Source organism: Stenotrophomonas sp. 1278 (assembly GCF_029892765.1).
GTDB classification, from domain to species: Bacteria; Pseudomonadota; Gammaproteobacteria; order Xanthomonadales; family Xanthomonadaceae; genus Stenotrophomonas; species Stenotrophomonas indicatrix.
In genome coordinates, this window is the sequence record NZ_JARXWD010000002.1 from 21,311 (window position 1) to 35,328 (window position 14,018).

Annotated in this window: 17 protein-coding genes; 10 read left to right on the forward strand and 7 right to left on the reverse strand. The window is 66.6% G+C overall.

Annotated features, from left to right (window positions below; all coding sequences use genetic code 11):
* Window positions 1-181 precede the first annotated feature (181 nt).
* The 3 genes from M2299_RS02160 to M2299_RS02170 are packed head-to-tail and all read left to right on the forward strand — an operon-like array spanning window position 182 to window position 1,466.
* Window positions 182-418 carry a hypothetical protein gene (locus tag M2299_RS02160; RefSeq protein ID WP_227417103.1) on the forward strand — a complete coding sequence of 79 codons (237 nt, stop codon included), beginning with the start codon at window positions 182-184 and terminating at the stop codon, window positions 416-418.
* A 14-nt stretch (window positions 419-432) separates the two neighbouring features.
* A complete protein-coding gene (locus M2299_RS02165) occupies window positions 433-777 on the forward strand; it encodes a hypothetical protein (RefSeq protein WP_280883768.1) in 345 nt (114 codons plus the stop codon).
* 53 nt (window positions 778-830) lie between these two features.
* Entirely contained in the window at window positions 831-1,466 is a 636-nt protein-coding gene (locus M2299_RS02170) for a glutathione S-transferase family protein (protein WP_280883769.1), read from the forward strand.
* 49 nt (window positions 1,467-1,515) lie between these two features.
* Here the strand turns inward: M2299_RS02170 and arsC are convergent, their stop codons facing one another.
* The 3 genes from arsC to M2299_RS02185 form a co-directional block, all read right to left on the reverse strand.
* Window positions 1,516-1,857, reverse strand: coding sequence for an arsenate reductase (glutaredoxin) (gene arsC / locus M2299_RS02175; protein WP_088101706.1), 342 nt, complete (start codon window positions 1,855-1,857; stop codon window positions 1,516-1,518).
* The gene (locus M2299_RS02180) at window positions 1,857-3,011 is read right to left on the reverse strand and encodes a phospholipase A (RefSeq protein ID WP_032978835.1); all 1,155 of its coding nucleotides are present in this window, start codon (window positions 3,009-3,011) and stop codon (window positions 1,857-1,859) included. Before M2299_RS02180 ends, arsC begins: the two co-directional genes overlap by 1 nt.
* Window positions 3,012-3,133: 122 nt before the next feature.
* A complete protein-coding gene (locus tag M2299_RS02185) occupies window positions 3,134-3,619 on the reverse strand; it encodes a DUF456 domain-containing protein (RefSeq protein WP_033831531.1) in 486 nt (161 codons plus the stop codon).
* A 237-nt stretch (window positions 3,620-3,856) separates the two neighbouring features.
* Here M2299_RS02185 and M2299_RS02190 point away from each other — a divergent pair, with 237 nt between their 5' ends.
* The gene (locus tag M2299_RS02190) at window positions 3,857-4,066 is read left to right on the forward strand and encodes a cold-shock protein (protein ID WP_025876765.1); all 210 of its coding nucleotides are present in this window, start codon (window positions 3,857-3,859) and stop codon (window positions 4,064-4,066) included.
* Window positions 4,067-4,154: 88 nt separating this feature from the next.
* Here M2299_RS02190 and M2299_RS02195 read toward each other — a convergent pair whose 3' ends face one another.
* Window positions 4,155-4,649: a glycine zipper 2TM domain-containing protein gene (locus M2299_RS02195; RefSeq protein ID WP_032978839.1), complete on the reverse strand. Its 495-nt coding sequence runs from the start codon at window positions 4,647-4,649 to the stop codon at window positions 4,155-4,157.
* A gap of 130 nt (window positions 4,650-4,779) precedes the next feature.
* A complete protein-coding gene (locus M2299_RS02200) occupies window positions 4,780-5,214 on the reverse strand; it encodes a cytochrome c (protein ID WP_025876769.1) in 435 nt (144 codons plus the stop codon).
* A gap of 79 nt (window positions 5,215-5,293) precedes the next feature.
* Between M2299_RS02200 and M2299_RS02205 the strand changes: the two genes are divergently transcribed.
* Window positions 5,294-6,121: a tRNA threonylcarbamoyladenosine dehydratase gene (locus M2299_RS02205; RefSeq protein WP_223486065.1), complete on the forward strand. Its 828-nt coding sequence runs from the start codon at window positions 5,294-5,296 to the stop codon at window positions 6,119-6,121.
* A gap of 78 nt (window positions 6,122-6,199) precedes the next feature.
* Here M2299_RS02205 and M2299_RS02210 read toward each other — a convergent pair whose 3' ends face one another.
* Complete coding sequence (locus M2299_RS02210) at window positions 6,200-6,970, reverse strand: TatD family hydrolase (protein WP_099843040.1); 771 nt, start codon at window positions 6,968-6,970, stop codon at window positions 6,200-6,202.
* Window positions 6,967-7,182, reverse strand: a complete 216-nt coding sequence (locus M2299_RS02215; RefSeq protein ID WP_080148438.1) for a DUF6116 family protein — start codon at window positions 7,180-7,182, stop codon at window positions 6,967-6,969. Before M2299_RS02215 ends, M2299_RS02210 begins: the two co-directional genes overlap by 4 nt.
* A 163-nt stretch (window positions 7,183-7,345) precedes the next feature.
* Between M2299_RS02215 and M2299_RS02220 the strand changes: the two genes are divergently transcribed.
* The 5 genes from M2299_RS02220 (at window position 7,346) to asnB (ending at window position 13,980) form a co-directional block, all read left to right on the forward strand.
* Window positions 7,346-8,185 carry a glycine zipper 2TM domain-containing protein gene (locus M2299_RS02220; protein WP_025876774.1) on the forward strand — a complete coding sequence of 280 codons (840 nt, stop codon included), beginning with the start codon at window positions 7,346-7,348 and terminating at the stop codon, window positions 8,183-8,185.
* A 98-nt stretch (window positions 8,186-8,283) separates the two neighbouring features.
* Window positions 8,284-8,826, forward strand: a complete 543-nt coding sequence (locus tag M2299_RS02225; protein WP_280883770.1) for a GNAT family N-acetyltransferase — start codon at window positions 8,284-8,286, stop codon at window positions 8,824-8,826.
* Between the two features lie 178 nt (window positions 8,827-9,004).
* Window positions 9,005-9,664: a glutathione S-transferase family protein gene (locus M2299_RS02230; RefSeq protein ID WP_025876778.1), complete on the forward strand. Its 660-nt coding sequence runs from the start codon at window positions 9,005-9,007 to the stop codon at window positions 9,662-9,664.
* 89 nt (window positions 9,665-9,753) lie between these two features.
* Window positions 9,754-12,033 carry a thiamine pyrophosphate-dependent enzyme gene (locus M2299_RS02235; protein ID WP_280883771.1) on the forward strand — a complete coding sequence of 760 codons (2,280 nt, stop codon included), beginning with the start codon at window positions 9,754-9,756 and terminating at the stop codon, window positions 12,031-12,033.
* Between the two features lie 3 nt (window positions 12,034-12,036).
* On the forward strand, window positions 12,037-13,980 hold the full coding sequence (asnB, locus tag M2299_RS02240; RefSeq protein ID WP_280883772.1) for an asparagine synthase (glutamine-hydrolyzing): 1,944 nt from the start codon (window positions 12,037-12,039) through the stop codon (window positions 13,978-13,980).
* The last annotated feature ends 38 nt before the right edge of the window (window positions 13,981-14,018 follow it).

The following is a 14,018-nucleotide window of genomic DNA, read 5'->3' on the forward strand; positions in this document are numbered from 1 at the left end:
CAGGCAAGGGAAGCTGTTTGTGCGTCAAGGAATACGCAATGTTTTCGCCGCAGTCGCCCTTGCCTTGATGGTGGGCTGCGCGCCGCAGTATTACGTCAAGCAACCCACCAGCGAGGCCGGCCGCGTGTGTGCAGCGGGGTGTACGCAGCGGCACATGCAGTGCGCGGGTCAGGCACGTTCGATGGCCGAGATGGCGCAGCAGAGCTGTCAGTCGGACAAGGAGCGCGTCATCGACAGATGCAGTGACATCGCTGACGAGAAGATGCGGCATCGTTGCGAGGGCGCACGTGGCGCCGGCGCATACTGCGCCACCGCAGCCAACACGCGCGCCTGCGATGCGACCCGGGCGCAGTGTGTACTCGACTGCGGCGGATCGGTGAGCGAAACCCGTTCTTCTGGCAGTCTTCCGGTCTATTGAACAAGGAGCGTCCTGTGAACCTGTTGCGTAGCCTTTCCCTTGTCACCCTGCTGGTCATGGCCGGCTGCAGTACGTCGTCCTCGTCGTATGGCGGTGGGGGCGGCTTCAGCGCCGGTGCCCAGTGCCAGATGCAGTGCCAGGCCAGCTATCGCAGCTGCATGGCCGAAGGCCAGGGGATCGGCAGCCGCCAGTCCAGCTGCGAGCAGCAGGTGGCACCGACGCCGGACCAGCGCTGCAAGGACATCGAGCATCCGGAACTGCGCCGTTCCTGCGAGTTGAAGGCGCGCGACTGCACGCTGCGCGCACCGATGATGGGCTGCGGCGAGCGTCGTGATACCTGCATGAGCACCTGCGGCTGACCACGCCGGGGACAGCGCGCATAATCAGCCGTTCCCCGCCCAGGACAGGTCCTATGCGCACCACCTTGTATGGTTCCACCAGCACCGCCTCGCTGGTGGTGCATTGGCTGCTGATCGAGCTCGGCATCGAGCACGAACTGGTGCTGCTCGATTTCGAAACGCGCGAGCACAAATCAGCTGCCTACCTGGCGCTCAATCCGGCGGGCAGGGTGCCGACCCTGTTGATCGACGGCCAGGTACTGACCGAGGCGGCCGCGATCGCGCTGTATCTGGCAGACCGTCATCCGCAGGCAGGGTTGTTGCCTGCCGTCGGCACGCCGGCACGCGGCGAGGCCTATCGCTGGATGTTCTGGTGCGCCAACACCGTGCAGCCGGCCTACCGCGCCTGGTTCTATCCGCATGAAGCAGCGGGTGGCGAGTGCATCGAGGCCGTGCGTACGATGGCCCGGCAGCAGTTGGAGGCGGCGTGGCAGCACGTTGCCGCACACCTGCAGGACGGCGGTCCCTACCTGCTCGGCGATGCGCCGGGCGTGGTCGATTTCATGCTGGTGATGTTGATGCGCTGGTCACGCAACATGCCCACGCCCAGCGACCACTGGCCGGTATTGAAGGCGTATGCGGATCGCTTGAAGGCGCGCCCGGCGTTCGCCGAGGTCTATCGCCGCGAAGGCATCACCGACTGGCGGTAACCCGTTCTGTAGAGCCGAGCATGGCTCGGCTCTACCAAAGCGGGGCGGGTTACAGGATCTCCAGCACCGTTTCCGGGGGCCGGCACAGGCGGGTGCCCTTCGCGGTGCGTACCACCGGGCGGTTGATCAGCCGTGGGTGGGTGGCCATCGCGGCCAGCAGGGCGTCGTCATCGCTTCCCTGCAGGCCCAGTGCGGCAAACTCGGGTTCCTTGCTGCGCACCAGCCCGGTCGCGGCCAGGCCGGATTCGGCCAGTACCTGGCGCAGCGTGGCCACGTCGGGCGGGCTGCCGAGATAGTCGATCACCACCGGTTCGAAACCGGCGTCGCGGATCAGCTTAAGCGCCCCGCGCGAGTTGCTGCACGCGGGGTTGTGCCAGATCGTCACATCCATCAGAACCACTCCAGCAGGGACACGCCCACGCCGACGTAGGTCGCCTTGTGGTTGTAATCGATCAGGCTCTCGCCATAGCCGTCGAAGATCTGCACATGGCCGCGCAGCAGGTTGCTGATCGGGAAGCCGTAGTCCAGCTGCAGCGCGCCGTGCGAGCGGTCACCGGTGCGCAGCGAATGACGTGCCATCAACGAGACCTCATGACCCTTGTGGTTCCAGGTCAGGGTCGCGTCGCCGCGGCCCATGTAGTCCTCGATGTCCGGGTTGTTGTCGTCGCTGCGGGTCTCGGGAATGCGGTACCAGGGACGCAGCACCAGTGCCCAGTTCTCGCGGTCGAGGCCGACGTTGAGGATCACCCGGTTCCAGCTGCGCGACAGCGGATCGGCACGGCCGTTGGACTGGTGGTTGAGGCTGATGCCGGTCATCCGCCCACGCCAGCCACCGATCGAGTAGCCGTTGCGGAACACCATCATCACTTCCGGCTCGTAGTTGGTCTCGCGGAACGGGCGCGAGTCCTCGCCGTTGTAGGCCTGCCAGCGCGAACTCTGGGTGTAGCCCGCCCAGATATCGCCGTTGTCGCCGAACAGGTTCTCGGCGATCTTGGTCTTGAAGCTGATCTGGAACTTCAGCTCAGCGCTGTCCAGCACCTGCGGGGTGGTCACGCTGTTGGCCGGGTTCGGCGAGTGCGGCATGGTGTTGCGGTCGCTGGTCCAGAATGCCGGCAGCAGGTAGACAGGCTTGTACGCGCGCAGCTGGAACGGGCCCAGCTTGGAGTCCTCGGCCAGTTCCCAGCGGCTGTCCAGCAGCGAACCGCGGCCGGCATTGGCAAGTGCGCTGTCCGGCGCTTCGGACCGGAACAGATCGCTGACACGCTCGCGCAGCTTCTCCTCGCCCTGGCTCACCCGCGTGGTGTCGCGCTGCTCGCGACGTGCCTGTGCGGCGGCTTCGGCGGCCGCATCAGCTTCGGCGGTGGCCTGAGGCGTGCGCCCGAACTGGCGGTCGTAGCAGGCCAGACGGGCAGCATCGGTCGTGATGGCCGCGCAGGCGGCCGGCGAGGCTTCGGCGCTGGGCGCGAATTCCTGCGCTGCCAGTGGCGCGCTGGCCAGGGCCAACGCCAGCGGTGCAAGGCGGGGAAACAACGGAGAGAGGGTCATTGCAGCAGGCCCTTCGGAATGAATGCGGAAAGAGGGACAGTGTGGCGGCTGCATCCGGTAACGGCCAGCCCCACGGGTTTATGCCCGGCGTGTGCGTGCGCGCTGCGTGAAGGCCGCATGCCTCACAGGAACCAGGCGAAGGCGAACAGGCCCAGCATCGCGATCACCAGCGCCAGCTTCAGCGCCAGGCCCAGCAGGATGCCAAGCCAGGTGGCCAGCCCGACCTTGGTCGAGCGGCCGAGCTCGCGGGTATGCCAGTACTCGCCCAGCAGCGCGCCCAGCAACGGCCCGGCGAACAATCCGATCGGCATGAAGAACAGGCCGACGATGCTGCCGATGAAGGTGCCCCAGAGCGCTTTGCGGCTGGCGCCCACGCGCTTGGCGCCAACCACGGTCGCCAGCACGTCGACCAGCAGCGACAGCGCGGTCAGCACGCCGAGGATCAGCAGAGTGGGCCAGCCGACATGGACGAAGCCGTCTGCCCAGGCCGCCAGCACCAGCCCGATGAAGACCAGCGGGATGCCCGGCAGGGCCGGCAGGACGATGCCGGCGATGCCGATGAGGACAAAAATGACCGCTAGCAGATACAAGATGAATGAGAGGTCCATGCTGTCCAGTATGGTTGTCTTTTTGGGGTTGACAGTGAAAGGTTTTTGCCAGTTGCTTTTTCGTTTTGGTCGGGTTAAGTTGCAGTCGCTGAGCTTGGCAAGGTCACCGTGGATCGTGGCCTGATGAAGCAAGATCGTTCCGATCCGCTGCATCGATGCACCTCGCTTCCCCCTTGCTTGTCAGCCGCCCAACAGGCGTATCCAACAACAAGTAGAGAGTCAAAGGGAGTTAGTGAGATGGCTGATCGCGAGAACGGTACCGTGAAGTGGTTCAATGATGCCAAGGGCTTCGGCTTCATCAGCCGGCAGAATGGCGAGGACGTGTTCGTGCACTTCCGTGCCATCGAGACCCAGGGCTTCAAGAGCCTCAAGGAAGGCCAGGCTGTGAGCTTTGAAGTGGTGCAGGGCCAGAAGGGCCTGCAGGCTGACAAGGTCCAGCCGGCGTAATACCTGCCGCTTGCCGGCATGAAAAAGGCCCGCGCAAGCGGGCCTTTTTTTGTTGCTCCGGTTCTGATCGGCCGGGGCCCGCTGCGGTTCAGCGCAGGATGACCTTGCCGTTGACCACGCGGACATAGGTGTTTTCGCGGATGCCGCCGAGGTCGCGCTGGTTGACCACGATGGTGCGGCCGTCATCCATGCGCACGCTGATGTCATACGTATCGCTGGTGACGTTCTTCTGGATCTGGTTGCCCGCCAATGCGCCACCCACGGCGCCGGCGGCGGCGGCGATGTTCTTGTTGCCGCGGCTGCCGCCGGTGTGGTCGGAGATCTCATGGCCGGCAACCGCGCCGACGATGCCGCCGAGGATCGCGCCGGTGGCGGAGGGCGCGGTACGGCCGGACTGCACGGCATTGATGCGGGTGACGATGCCGCAGTCGGCGCAGCGGCCCTGGTTGTAACCGGAGTTGTTGCCGTAGCCACCGTTGTTGTAACCGTTGTTGTAACCACCACCGCCGTAGCCCGGCGAGGTGGCACAGCCGGCCAGGCCGACGGTTGCAATGACACTGGCGGCGATGAGCTGGATCTTCATGGGGCATCTCCTGGCCGTGAAGGCGGGTGCGTTGGGTGGTACTGCGTCATGCAGCAGGGTGAGCGAATCCTCCTCTTTCCAACGTGAACAAGGCGCCAACCACCTCGGCCTTTGCCCACTCGAAGATGAATCAGCGGAAGTCCTGATGACAGGCCCGGCAATCGTCCTGCAGTGCCTGGACCTGCTGCGCCAACGCGTTGCAGTCGATGGGCGGGCTGGCCAATGCCGCATTGAGATCGGCCCGGTACTGGCTGGCGTGCTGCTGGAACTGCCGGCTGTCCTTCAATCCGGGGAAGGCCTGGTCCAGATCGTTGGACAGCAGGCGCAGCACCTGCAGGCGCGGGACGCTGTCGGCCAGGCTGCAGCGGTTCTGCTGCTGAGCCTGCTGCAGCAGATCCGCCTGCCGCTGCATCACCTGCATCAGGCTGTCCGGGAACGGATCGCGGCGTGCCTGCAGTGCGCGGCCGACCATCACCGTGGCAATCAGGCCGATCAGCAGGCCCAGGCCGAGCACGAACAGATAGCGGTAGGCGGTGGACGGGCGGCGGGGTGGGCTGGCACTCATGGCGGGCGCTCCGGGCGTGCAACGGTGGGTTCGGCGTCGTCGTGCTGTAGTCAGGGGACCTGCACGTTAAAATAGCCCGATGAACGAACAGGTCAAACAACGCTTCGCCGGTATTGAACGGCTGTATGGCGTCGGCGCGCTCGAGCGCCTGCAGGGCAGCCGTGTTGCCGTGGTCGGCATGGGCGGCGTAGGCTCGTGGGTGGTGGAGGCGCTGGCGCGCTCGGCGGTGGGCCATCTGGCCCTGATCGATGCCGATGACATCTGCGTATCCAATACCAACCGCCAGCTGCCGGCGCTGGAAGGCAACTACGGCCGCAACAAGGCCGAGGCCATGGCCGAGCGCTGCCGGGCGATCAATCCGCAGATCGAGGTCGACGCCGTGCAGGCGTTCCTGACCCCGGCCAACATGGCCGAACTGCTGGACCGCGGTTTCGACCTGGTGATCGATGCCTGCGACAGCTTCCGGGTGAAGGTGGAAACCATCGCCTGGTGCCGCCGCCGCAAGCTGCCGTTGCTGACCGTCGGCGCGGCCGGCGGTCGTACCGATCCCACCCTGGTGCGCATCCGCGACGTCTCGCGCACCGAGCATGACGCGATGCTGGCGCTGATCCGCAAGAAGCTGCGCAGCGAATTCAACTTCCCGAAGAATGCCAAGCGCTATTTCGGCGTGCCGGCGGTGTATTCGCTGGAAAACGTGAAATATCCGCAGGCCGATGGCAGCGTCTGTGGCCTGCGGCCGAACCTGGGCGCGGATGCGGCCCTGAAGCTCGATTGCGGCGCCGGCCTGGGCGCGGCCACCCACATCACCGGTGCATTTGCATTCGCGGCCGTGGGCAAGGCGCTGGAGATGCTGCTGGAGCCGAAGAAGGTGAAGGCCGAAGGGGCCGAGGATCACGCCGACGCGTGATCGGTAGCGCCGGGCCATGTCCGGCGAGCGTACAGCGCGACCAGCACAATGCCGCCGGGCATGGCCCGGCGCTACCGGTCAGGCGGGCAGGTTGAACAGCCGCCGGGCGTTGTCCGTGGTGGCCCGCGCCACGTCTTCAATGTCCATTCCGCGCAGTGCGGCGATGTGGCGGGCGATGACCGCCAGCCGCGCCGGCTCGTTGCGCTGGCCACGGATACCCGCGTCGGGCTGGTCCGGCGCATCGGTCTCCAGCAGCAACTGTTCCAGTGGCATCGTGCGGACAAGCCGCTGCAGGCGCTGCGCTCGCTCGTAGGTCAACGGTCCGCCCAGGCCAAGCAGGAATCCCAGCTTGTGCAATTGTGCGGCCTGTTCCGGGCTGCCGGAAAAACTGTGCACCACCCCGCGCAGGCCACCGATGTGGCGGATCGCGGTGATCACCGCATCCACTGCACGGCGGGCATGCACGATCACCGGCAGGTCAAACTCGCGCGCCAGCGTCAGCTGGCCGAGGAAATACTCATGCTGGACCTCGGCATCCAGGCCCTCGACGAAGAAATCCAGCCCGCATTCGCCGATCGCGCAGGGCCGCTCCTGGTCGATCCATTCACGCAGCTGCGGCAGGTGTTCGGGCCGGTGCTGGTCAAGGAACATCGGGTGCAGGCCATAGGCGGGGTAGAGGCCCGTCGCCTGCTGGCAGACCTCGCGCAGCTTTGGCCAGCTGGCCGCAGTGACCGCCGGAACCACCTGCATCTGCACGCCGGCAGCGCGCGCGCGCTCGATGACCGCCGCGCGGTCGCCATCGAATTCGCTGGCATCCAGATGGCAGTGGCTGTCGACCAGCAGGTTCAACGCTGCTCCAGGGGCGGTGGCGTGGTCGCGCTGCGATTCTTCCAGTTGGCCAGCAGCAGGGTGCCCAAGCCCAGCATCAGTTCGTCGACGAACGGAATCGGGTCGGGGATGAACAGGGTCAGCGCGAACAGGCCCGCGGTCAGCTTGAACAGGGTGGGGTAGCGCAGCCGGCGTGCCCATTGCAGGACCGGCAGCAGCATCGGGTTGGCCATGGCGGAGGTCCTCCTGGGGAATGTGCAAACGCTACCACGGGCCCAGCATTTCCAGATGCTGAATGGGTTACGGCGGTGAGCAGGAAATGTGGAGATTCCGTTCAGGCACCGCATGCTGCAATCTGGCCTGAGAACGTTGCGGACGGTCCGCAAGGAGCAGGTCATGAAAAGCACAACTACAACTGTCCTGGTCGCAGCGGGCGCGCTGCTGGTCGGTGGTATCGCCACCGCCGCCTTCATGAAGAGCGGCGACAAGTCGCCGGAGCAGCTGAGCGCCGGAAACCCGAGTGAATCGCGCCTGGTCGATGGCAATGCCACCGACGATGGCGCACGTGGCGACGCAGTGGACGCCAGTGCGCCGCGTGGCCTGGAATACGCCGATGTGCTGAAGGTCGATCCGATCACCGAGAAGCAGAAGGCCTATGCCACCGTGATCGGCACCGATCCGGTACGCGAGACGTCCACCACCCAGACCCCGCATGAGGTCTGCCAGGACGTGGTGGTGCAGGAACGCCTGCCCGAGCGTGACGGCAACGTCGGTGGCACCGTGGTCGGTGCCGTGGTCGGTGGCCTGCTGGGCAACCAGGTGGGCGGCGGCAATGGCAAGAAGGCCGCGACCGCTGCCGGTGCCGTGGCCGGTGGCTTCATCGGCAACCAGGTCGACAAGCGCCATGTGGGTGGCCGTGTGGTCAACCGCACCGAGCGCCAGTGCCACACCGAAACGGCGACCTCCGAGTCGAGCCGTGTCACCGGCTACAACGTGACCTACCGCAATGAAGACGGCACCACCGGCACCATGCGCATGGGCAGCAAGCCGGGCAACCGCATTGCCATGGGCACCAGTGACGTGGTCAAGGGCTACAACGTGACCTACCGCTACGACGGCGCAGAGAAGACCGTGCGTATGGACAACAAGCCGGCCAGCGATCGCCTGCCGGTGGTGGATGGGCAGCTGGTCACCCAGACGGCTGCAGCCGGCGACGCGACCGCGAACCGTCAGTAATCCTCCGGCAACATCGGTAACGAACAGGCCAGCCGCTGCTGGCCTGTTTTTTTATGGGTGGGGTTCATCCACGCGTGGTGTGGCTCTACCATGACGCCATGAGCATCTTTGACCTGCGCATCGAAACCGAACGCCTGATCCTGCGTCCGCCGCAGCGGCAGGACTACGCCCCCTATCTGGCGTTCTGCGCTGATGAGGAGGTGATGCGCACGCTGGGCGGTGTGCAGGCACCCTCGGTGGCATGGCGCAGCTTCTGCAGCCTGGCCGGCGCATGGCAGCTGTTCGGCTTCTCGATGTTCAGCGTGATCGAGAAATCCAGCGGTGAATGGATCGGTCGCATGGGGCCGTGGCAGCCGCAGGACTGGCCCGGCACCGAGGTCGGCTGGAGCATCCGACGGGCCAGCTGGGGCAAGGGCTACGCACCGGAGGCGGCGATCGCGGCCATCGACTGGGCGTTCGATACGCTGGGCTGGGACGAGGTGATCCACACCATCGCCGAAGACAACGAGAACTCGAAAGTGGTTGCGCGCAAGCTGGGCAGCACGTTGCTGCGCATGGGGCAGTTGCCATCGCCCTATGAAGGCAAGCCGCTGGAAATCTGGGGGCAATCGCGCGCGCAGTGGCAGCAGCGCGCACGCTGAGCACTGCCCGGGAGTGTCGGCCGCTGGCCGGCAATCGCACGAATCCAGCTGCATCAAGGTTGCCGGCCAGCGGCCGGCACTACCGAATCGCCATGCTGCACCCGCGCTTGGCAATCGCCAAGCTGCTTGCCAGACTGCGGACAGCCGGCTGCAGGCCGGGACCTCCCTGGAGCAGGCAATGGTGGAAGAACGCATTGCGTTGACGGTGCATGGCATGTCGGTCTCGGGCAATTGCCACAAGGTGCGCCTGCTGCTGGAACAGCTTGGCAGCCGCTACCGCTGGGTGGAGGTGGACAGTGCCCACGGCCAGACCCATACCGCGGAATTTCTCGCTCTCAACCCCAATGCCAAGGTGCCGTTGATCGTGCGCGACGATGGCCGCGTGCTGACCGAGTCCAATGCGATCCTGTTCTGGCTGGCCGAGGGGACGCCGTATCTTCCCGCCGACGGTTGGCAGCGTGCGCAGGCATTGAGCTGGATGTTCTTCGAGCAGTACACGCATGAACCCTGCGTGGCGGTGGCACGCTTCATCCGCGGTTGGACACCGGCCGACTCGCCACGCCGTGCTGAACTGCCGCGCCTGCATGAGCGCGCTGCCAGCGCGCTGGCGGTGATGGAGCAACATCTGCGCCAGGCGCAGTGGTTCACCGGCGATGACTACGGCATCGCCGATATCGCCTTGTTTGCCTATTCCGATGTCGCCGCCGACGGTGGCATCGCACTGGATCCATTCCCGCAGGTGCGGGCCTGGTTGCAGCGGGTGCGAGCGCAGCCTCGCTTCGTGCCCATGCCTGCGGTGACCGCCGAGGTGCGCGCGCGGTTCAACGCACCGGATTGATTCCCCTGCAGCGTCGGGCGTGCTCGACCAGCGGAAGGGTCGGGCAGCCTTGGCGTTGCGGTCTGCAACAACGACACGGAGGGTGTTCGATGTTCGCTGTGGTTCCTGATCCCATTCCCGCACGCATGCGCGGTCTCAATCGCGCCGAGGTCTGTGACGTCAATTTCCTCGAGGCCGTACGCGCCTGGCGCGGCATCCCGCGTCCGCGTCCGGCGCCGGATGCGCCGATCCTGCCGGGCAGCACCCTCACCGCCGCCGCCTTCGGCGAACTGTTCGAATCGCAGCTGCTCAGTCGCCAGCTGGACCTGATGGCGCGCGTGCTGCGCGTGCAGAACAAGGTCTTCTACACCATCGGCTCGTCCGGTCATGAAGGCAATGCGCTGCTTGCGCGCGCCTGCCGCCACACCGACCCCGCCTTCCTGCACTACCGTTCCGGCGCGTTCATGGCCGAGCGTGCGCGGCTGGTGCCCGGCATGGATCCGGTGCGCGACGCCGCGTTGTCCTTCGCCGCCAGTGCCGAGGATCCGGCCAGCGGCGGCCGTCACAAAGTGTGGGGCAGCAAGCCGCTGTGGGTGCTGCCGCAGACCTCGACCATCGCCTCGCACCTGCCCAAGGCGGTGGGTACCGCGCTGGCGATCGAGAGTGGCAGGCGCCTGAGCCAGCCGCTGCCGATTCCCGCCGACAGCATCGTGATGTGCTCTTTCGGCGACGCTTCGGCCAACCATGCCACCGCGCAGACCGCGTTCAATACCGCGATGTGGTCGGCCTACCAGAAACTGCCGGTGCCGATCCTGTTCGTCTGCGAGGACAACGGCCTGGGTATTTCGGTGAAGACCCCTAAAGGATGGATCGCAGAGCGCTTCAGCCGGCAACCGGGCCTGGACTATTTCTTTGCCGATGGCCTGGACCTGGCGGCCGGACACGCGCAGGTGCAGGCGGCGGTCGAGCATTGCCGGCGCATGCGTCGGCCCACCTTCCTGCACCTGCGCACCACGCGGTTGATGGGCCACGCCGGTACCGACTTCGAAGTGGAATGGCGCGCATTGGCCGAGCTGTGCGCGGCCGAGGCGCAGGACCCGCTGCTGCGCTCGGCGCAGATCGCGCTGGAATCGGGCTGGATGGATGCGGCGGGCGTCGAGGCCGCCTATGAAACCCTGCGCGCGCGCTGCATGGCCGCCGCCATCGATGCTGATACGCGGCCGAAGCTGCAGACATTGCAGGAAGTGGTCACGCCGTTGGCACCCTATACGCCCGCAGCGGTGCAGGCCGAGGCCGAGCGCGTGGCGCCCATCGAGGCCCGGCAGGCGCTGTACGGTGGCGCCGATGCGCTGCCCGAACGGCAACCACCGCGGCATCTGGCGATACAGATCAACCATGCGCTGCAGGAGCTGCTGGGCAAGTACCCGCAGGCGCTGTTGTTTGGCGAGGACGTGGCGCAGAAAGGCGGCGTCTACACGGTGACGCGCGACCTGCTGCGCCGTTTCGGCCCGCGCCGGGTGTTCAACACGCTGCTGGACGAGACCATGATCCTGGGCATGGCCCAGGGGCTGGCCAACATGGGTATGCTGCCGATTCCGGAAATCCAGTACCTGGCCTACCTGCACAACGCCATCGACCAGGTACGTGGCGAGGCCTGCTCTCTGCAGTTCTTCTCCAACGACCAGTTCCGCAACCCGATGCTGGTACGGGTGGCCGGGCTGGGCTACCAGAAGGGGTTCGGCGGCCATTTCCACAACGACAATTCGATCACGGCGCTGCGTGACATCCCGGGGCTGGTGGTGGGCTGTCCGTCGCGTGGCGATGATGCGGTGATGATGCTGCGCACATTGGCTGCATTGGCCCGCGTGGATGGCCGGGTAGCGGTGTTCCTTGAACCGATCGCCCTCTACATGACCAAGGATCTGCACGCGGCCGGCGACGGCCAGTGGTTGTTCGACTACCCCGCACCCGGGCACGCGCTGGTGCTGGGCGAGGGCAGGGTGTACGCGCCGGATGCCAGCGATCTGGTGATCTTCACCTATGGCAACGGTGTGCCGATGGCGCTGCGCGCAGCGGTCGCCATCGAGCAGCAGCTGGGCTGGCAGGTGCGTGTGGTCGACCTGCGCTGGCTGGTGCCGTTGAATGCGGCCTTCATCGGCGCCCAGGCCGCCACCGCGCAACGGGTGCTGGTGCTGGATGAGGGGCGCCAGAGCGGCGGCGTGGGTGAGGGCGTGATCACCGCGCTGGTCGAGGCCGGCCATGGCCATCTGCCCGTGCGCCGGGTCTGCGGTGCCGATACCTATACGCCGCTGGCGGGGGCAGCAATGTTCGGGCTTCCAAGCGACAATGCGGTGATTGGCGCCGCCCTCGACCTGGCGCAGGAACCCTGATGCATGTGTGGATTGGCAGGTATGTTGTTGCCGGCGGCACAGACGCCGGCCGAGGTCCTGCAGGCGCAGGCGCTGGCCATGGGCCAGGCGCTGCACCATCGCGGGCCGGATGACGGCGGTACCTGGATCGATGCCGCCGCTGGCATTGCCCTGGCCCACCGGCGCCTGAGCATCCTCGATCTTTCACCGCTGGGCCACCAGCCGATGGCCTCGGCCGACGGCCGCTATGTGATGGCCTACAACGGCGAGGTCTACAACTTCGCCACGCTGCGCGCCGAACTGGAGCCGCTGGGGCATGCGTTCCGTGGCCATTCCGATACCGAGGTGCTGTTGGCCGCGATCCTGCAGTGGGGCGTCGAGGACACCCTGCAGCGCGCCAACGGCATGTTCGCCATCGCCCTGTGGGACCGCCAGGAACAGTGCCTGTGGCTGGCCCGTGACCGGGTCGGCAAGAAGCCGCTGTACTACGGCTGGGCCGGTGATGCCCTGGTGTTCGGCTCGGAGCTGAAGGCGCTGTGGCAGCACCCGGATTTCGACAACGACATCGACCGCGATGCGCTGACGCTGCTGCTGCGGCTGGATTACATCCCGGCACCGCACAGCATCCACCAGCGCTGCTACAAGCTGATGCCCGGGCGCGTGCTGCGTCTGGATGCGGCGGCGGTGGCGGCTGGAGCCAGCGCACATCGCCCTGAGCAGGCGCAGCGTCCGTACTGGGACGCGCGCGCGCGCATGCAGGCGGCACTGGCCGCACCGTTCCAGGGCCGCATCGAGGAGGCCGAAGAGCAGCTGGATGGCCTGCTGCGCGATGCCGTCGCACTGCGCATGGTTGCCGATGTGCCGGTGGGCGTGTTCCTGTCCGGCGGCACCGATTCGTCGCTGGTGGCGGCGCTGATGCAGGCGCAGAGCGGGCAGCCGGTGCACAGCTTCAGCATCGGCTTCAGCGGCTCGCACCACGACGAGGCACCGTTGGCCAGGGAACTGGCTACCCACCTTGGCTGCGATCACACCGAGCTGTATGTCAGTGGCGCCGATGCGCTGGCGGTGGTGCCGCAGCTGCCGGCGATGTTCGACGAACCCTTTGCCGATGCCTCGCAGGTGCCGACCGCGCTGGTCGCCCGCCTCGCCCGCCAGGGCGTGACCGTCGCACTGTCCGGCGATGGCGGCGATGAGCTGTTCTTCGGCTATACCCGCTATGTACGCGCGCTGCGCAACTGGCAGATGCTGGGACGGGTGCCCGCGCCGCTGCGGCGCTGGATGGGCGCGCGTGCGCACCAGCAGGGCGAGGCGTCGCGCACCGGTGGGCTGGCCGCGTTGCTGGCCGAAACCGGCGCACGTGGCATCGGCGATGTGTATCGCAACCGCATCTCGCGCTGGCGCGATCCGGCGGCGGCGGTGATCGGTGCACGCGAGGCGGGCAGCTTCTACGATCTGGCCGATCCGCTGCATGGTGCCGGTACGCCGGCCGACGCGATGATGCTGGCCGACTTCGTCAGCTATCTGCCCGACGATCTGCTGTGCAAGGTCGACCGCACCTCGATGGCGGTCAGCCTGGAGGCACGTGCGCCCTTGCTGGACTGGCGCGTGGCCGAGTTCGCCTGGTCGCTGCCGCTGGGCTTCAAGCGCAGTGAGTCGACCAGCAAGGTGCTGCTCAAGCGCGTGCTGGGGCGGTACGTGCCGCAGTCGATGGTGCACCGGCCCAAGCGTGGATTCGGCGCACCGGTCAGTGATTGGCTGAAGGGCGATCTGAAGCCCTGGGCGGACGAACTGTTGCAGCCGGCGCGACTGGAGCGCGAAGGCGTGCTGTCGGCCGCCGCCGTGCAGCCACTGTGGCAGCAGTTCCTGGGCGGCCAGCGCAAGTGGCACACGCACCTGTGGAACGTGCTGATGTTCCAGGCCTGGCAGGACCACTGGCGGCAGGTGCGTGCAGGCGTGAAGCGCGCTTGATCTTCACCGGCGGGGAAGGGCGCGGCGGCTAGGCTGGC

Excerpts from the sequence above, each read along its gene's own strand:
- M2299_RS02160 (WP_227417103.1), top strand. The coding sequence starts at position 182 with ATGGCCGAGATGGCGCAGCAGAGCTGTCAGTCGGACAAGGAGCGCGTC.
- M2299_RS02200 (WP_025876769.1), bottom strand. The coding sequence starts at position 5,214 with ATGAGTGCCAGCCCACCCCGCCGCCCGTCCACCGCCTACCGCTATCTG.
- M2299_RS02235 (WP_280883771.1), top strand. The coding sequence starts at position 9,754 with ATGTTCGCTGTGGTTCCTGATCCCATTCCCGCACGCATGCGCGGTCTC.
- asnB (WP_280883772.1), top strand. The coding sequence starts at position 12,037 with ATGTGTGGATTGGCAGGTATGTTGTTGCCGGCGGCACAGACGCCGGCC.
- M2299_RS02195 (WP_032978839.1), bottom strand. The coding sequence starts at position 4,649 with ATGAAGATCCAGCTCATCGCCGCCAGTGTCATTGCAACCGTCGGCCTG.
- M2299_RS02205 (WP_223486065.1), top strand. The coding sequence starts at position 5,294 with ATGAACGAACAGGTCAAACAACGCTTCGCCGGTATTGAACGGCTGTAT.
- M2299_RS02170 (WP_280883769.1), top strand. The coding sequence starts at position 831 with ATGCGCACCACCTTGTATGGTTCCACCAGCACCGCCTCGCTGGTGGTG.
- M2299_RS02190 (WP_025876765.1), top strand. The coding sequence starts at position 3,857 with ATGGCTGATCGCGAGAACGGTACCGTGAAGTGGTTCAATGATGCCAAG.
- M2299_RS02180 (WP_032978835.1), bottom strand. The coding sequence starts at position 3,011 with ATGACCCTCTCTCCGTTGTTTCCCCGCCTTGCACCGCTGGCGTTGGCC.
- M2299_RS02230 (WP_025876778.1), top strand. The coding sequence starts at position 9,005 with ATGGTGGAAGAACGCATTGCGTTGACGGTGCATGGCATGTCGGTCTCG.
- arsC (WP_088101706.1), bottom strand. The coding sequence starts at position 1,857 with ATGGATGTGACGATCTGGCACAACCCCGCGTGCAGCAACTCGCGCGGG.
- M2299_RS02185 (WP_033831531.1), bottom strand. The coding sequence starts at position 3,619 with ATGGACCTCTCATTCATCTTGTATCTGCTAGCGGTCATTTTTGTCCTC.
- M2299_RS02215 (WP_080148438.1), bottom strand. The coding sequence starts at position 7,182 with ATGGCCAACCCGATGCTGCTGCCGGTCCTGCAATGGGCACGCCGGCTG.
- M2299_RS02225 (WP_280883770.1), top strand. The coding sequence starts at position 8,284 with ATGAGCATCTTTGACCTGCGCATCGAAACCGAACGCCTGATCCTGCGT.
- M2299_RS02220 (WP_025876774.1), top strand. The coding sequence starts at position 7,346 with ATGAAAAGCACAACTACAACTGTCCTGGTCGCAGCGGGCGCGCTGCTG.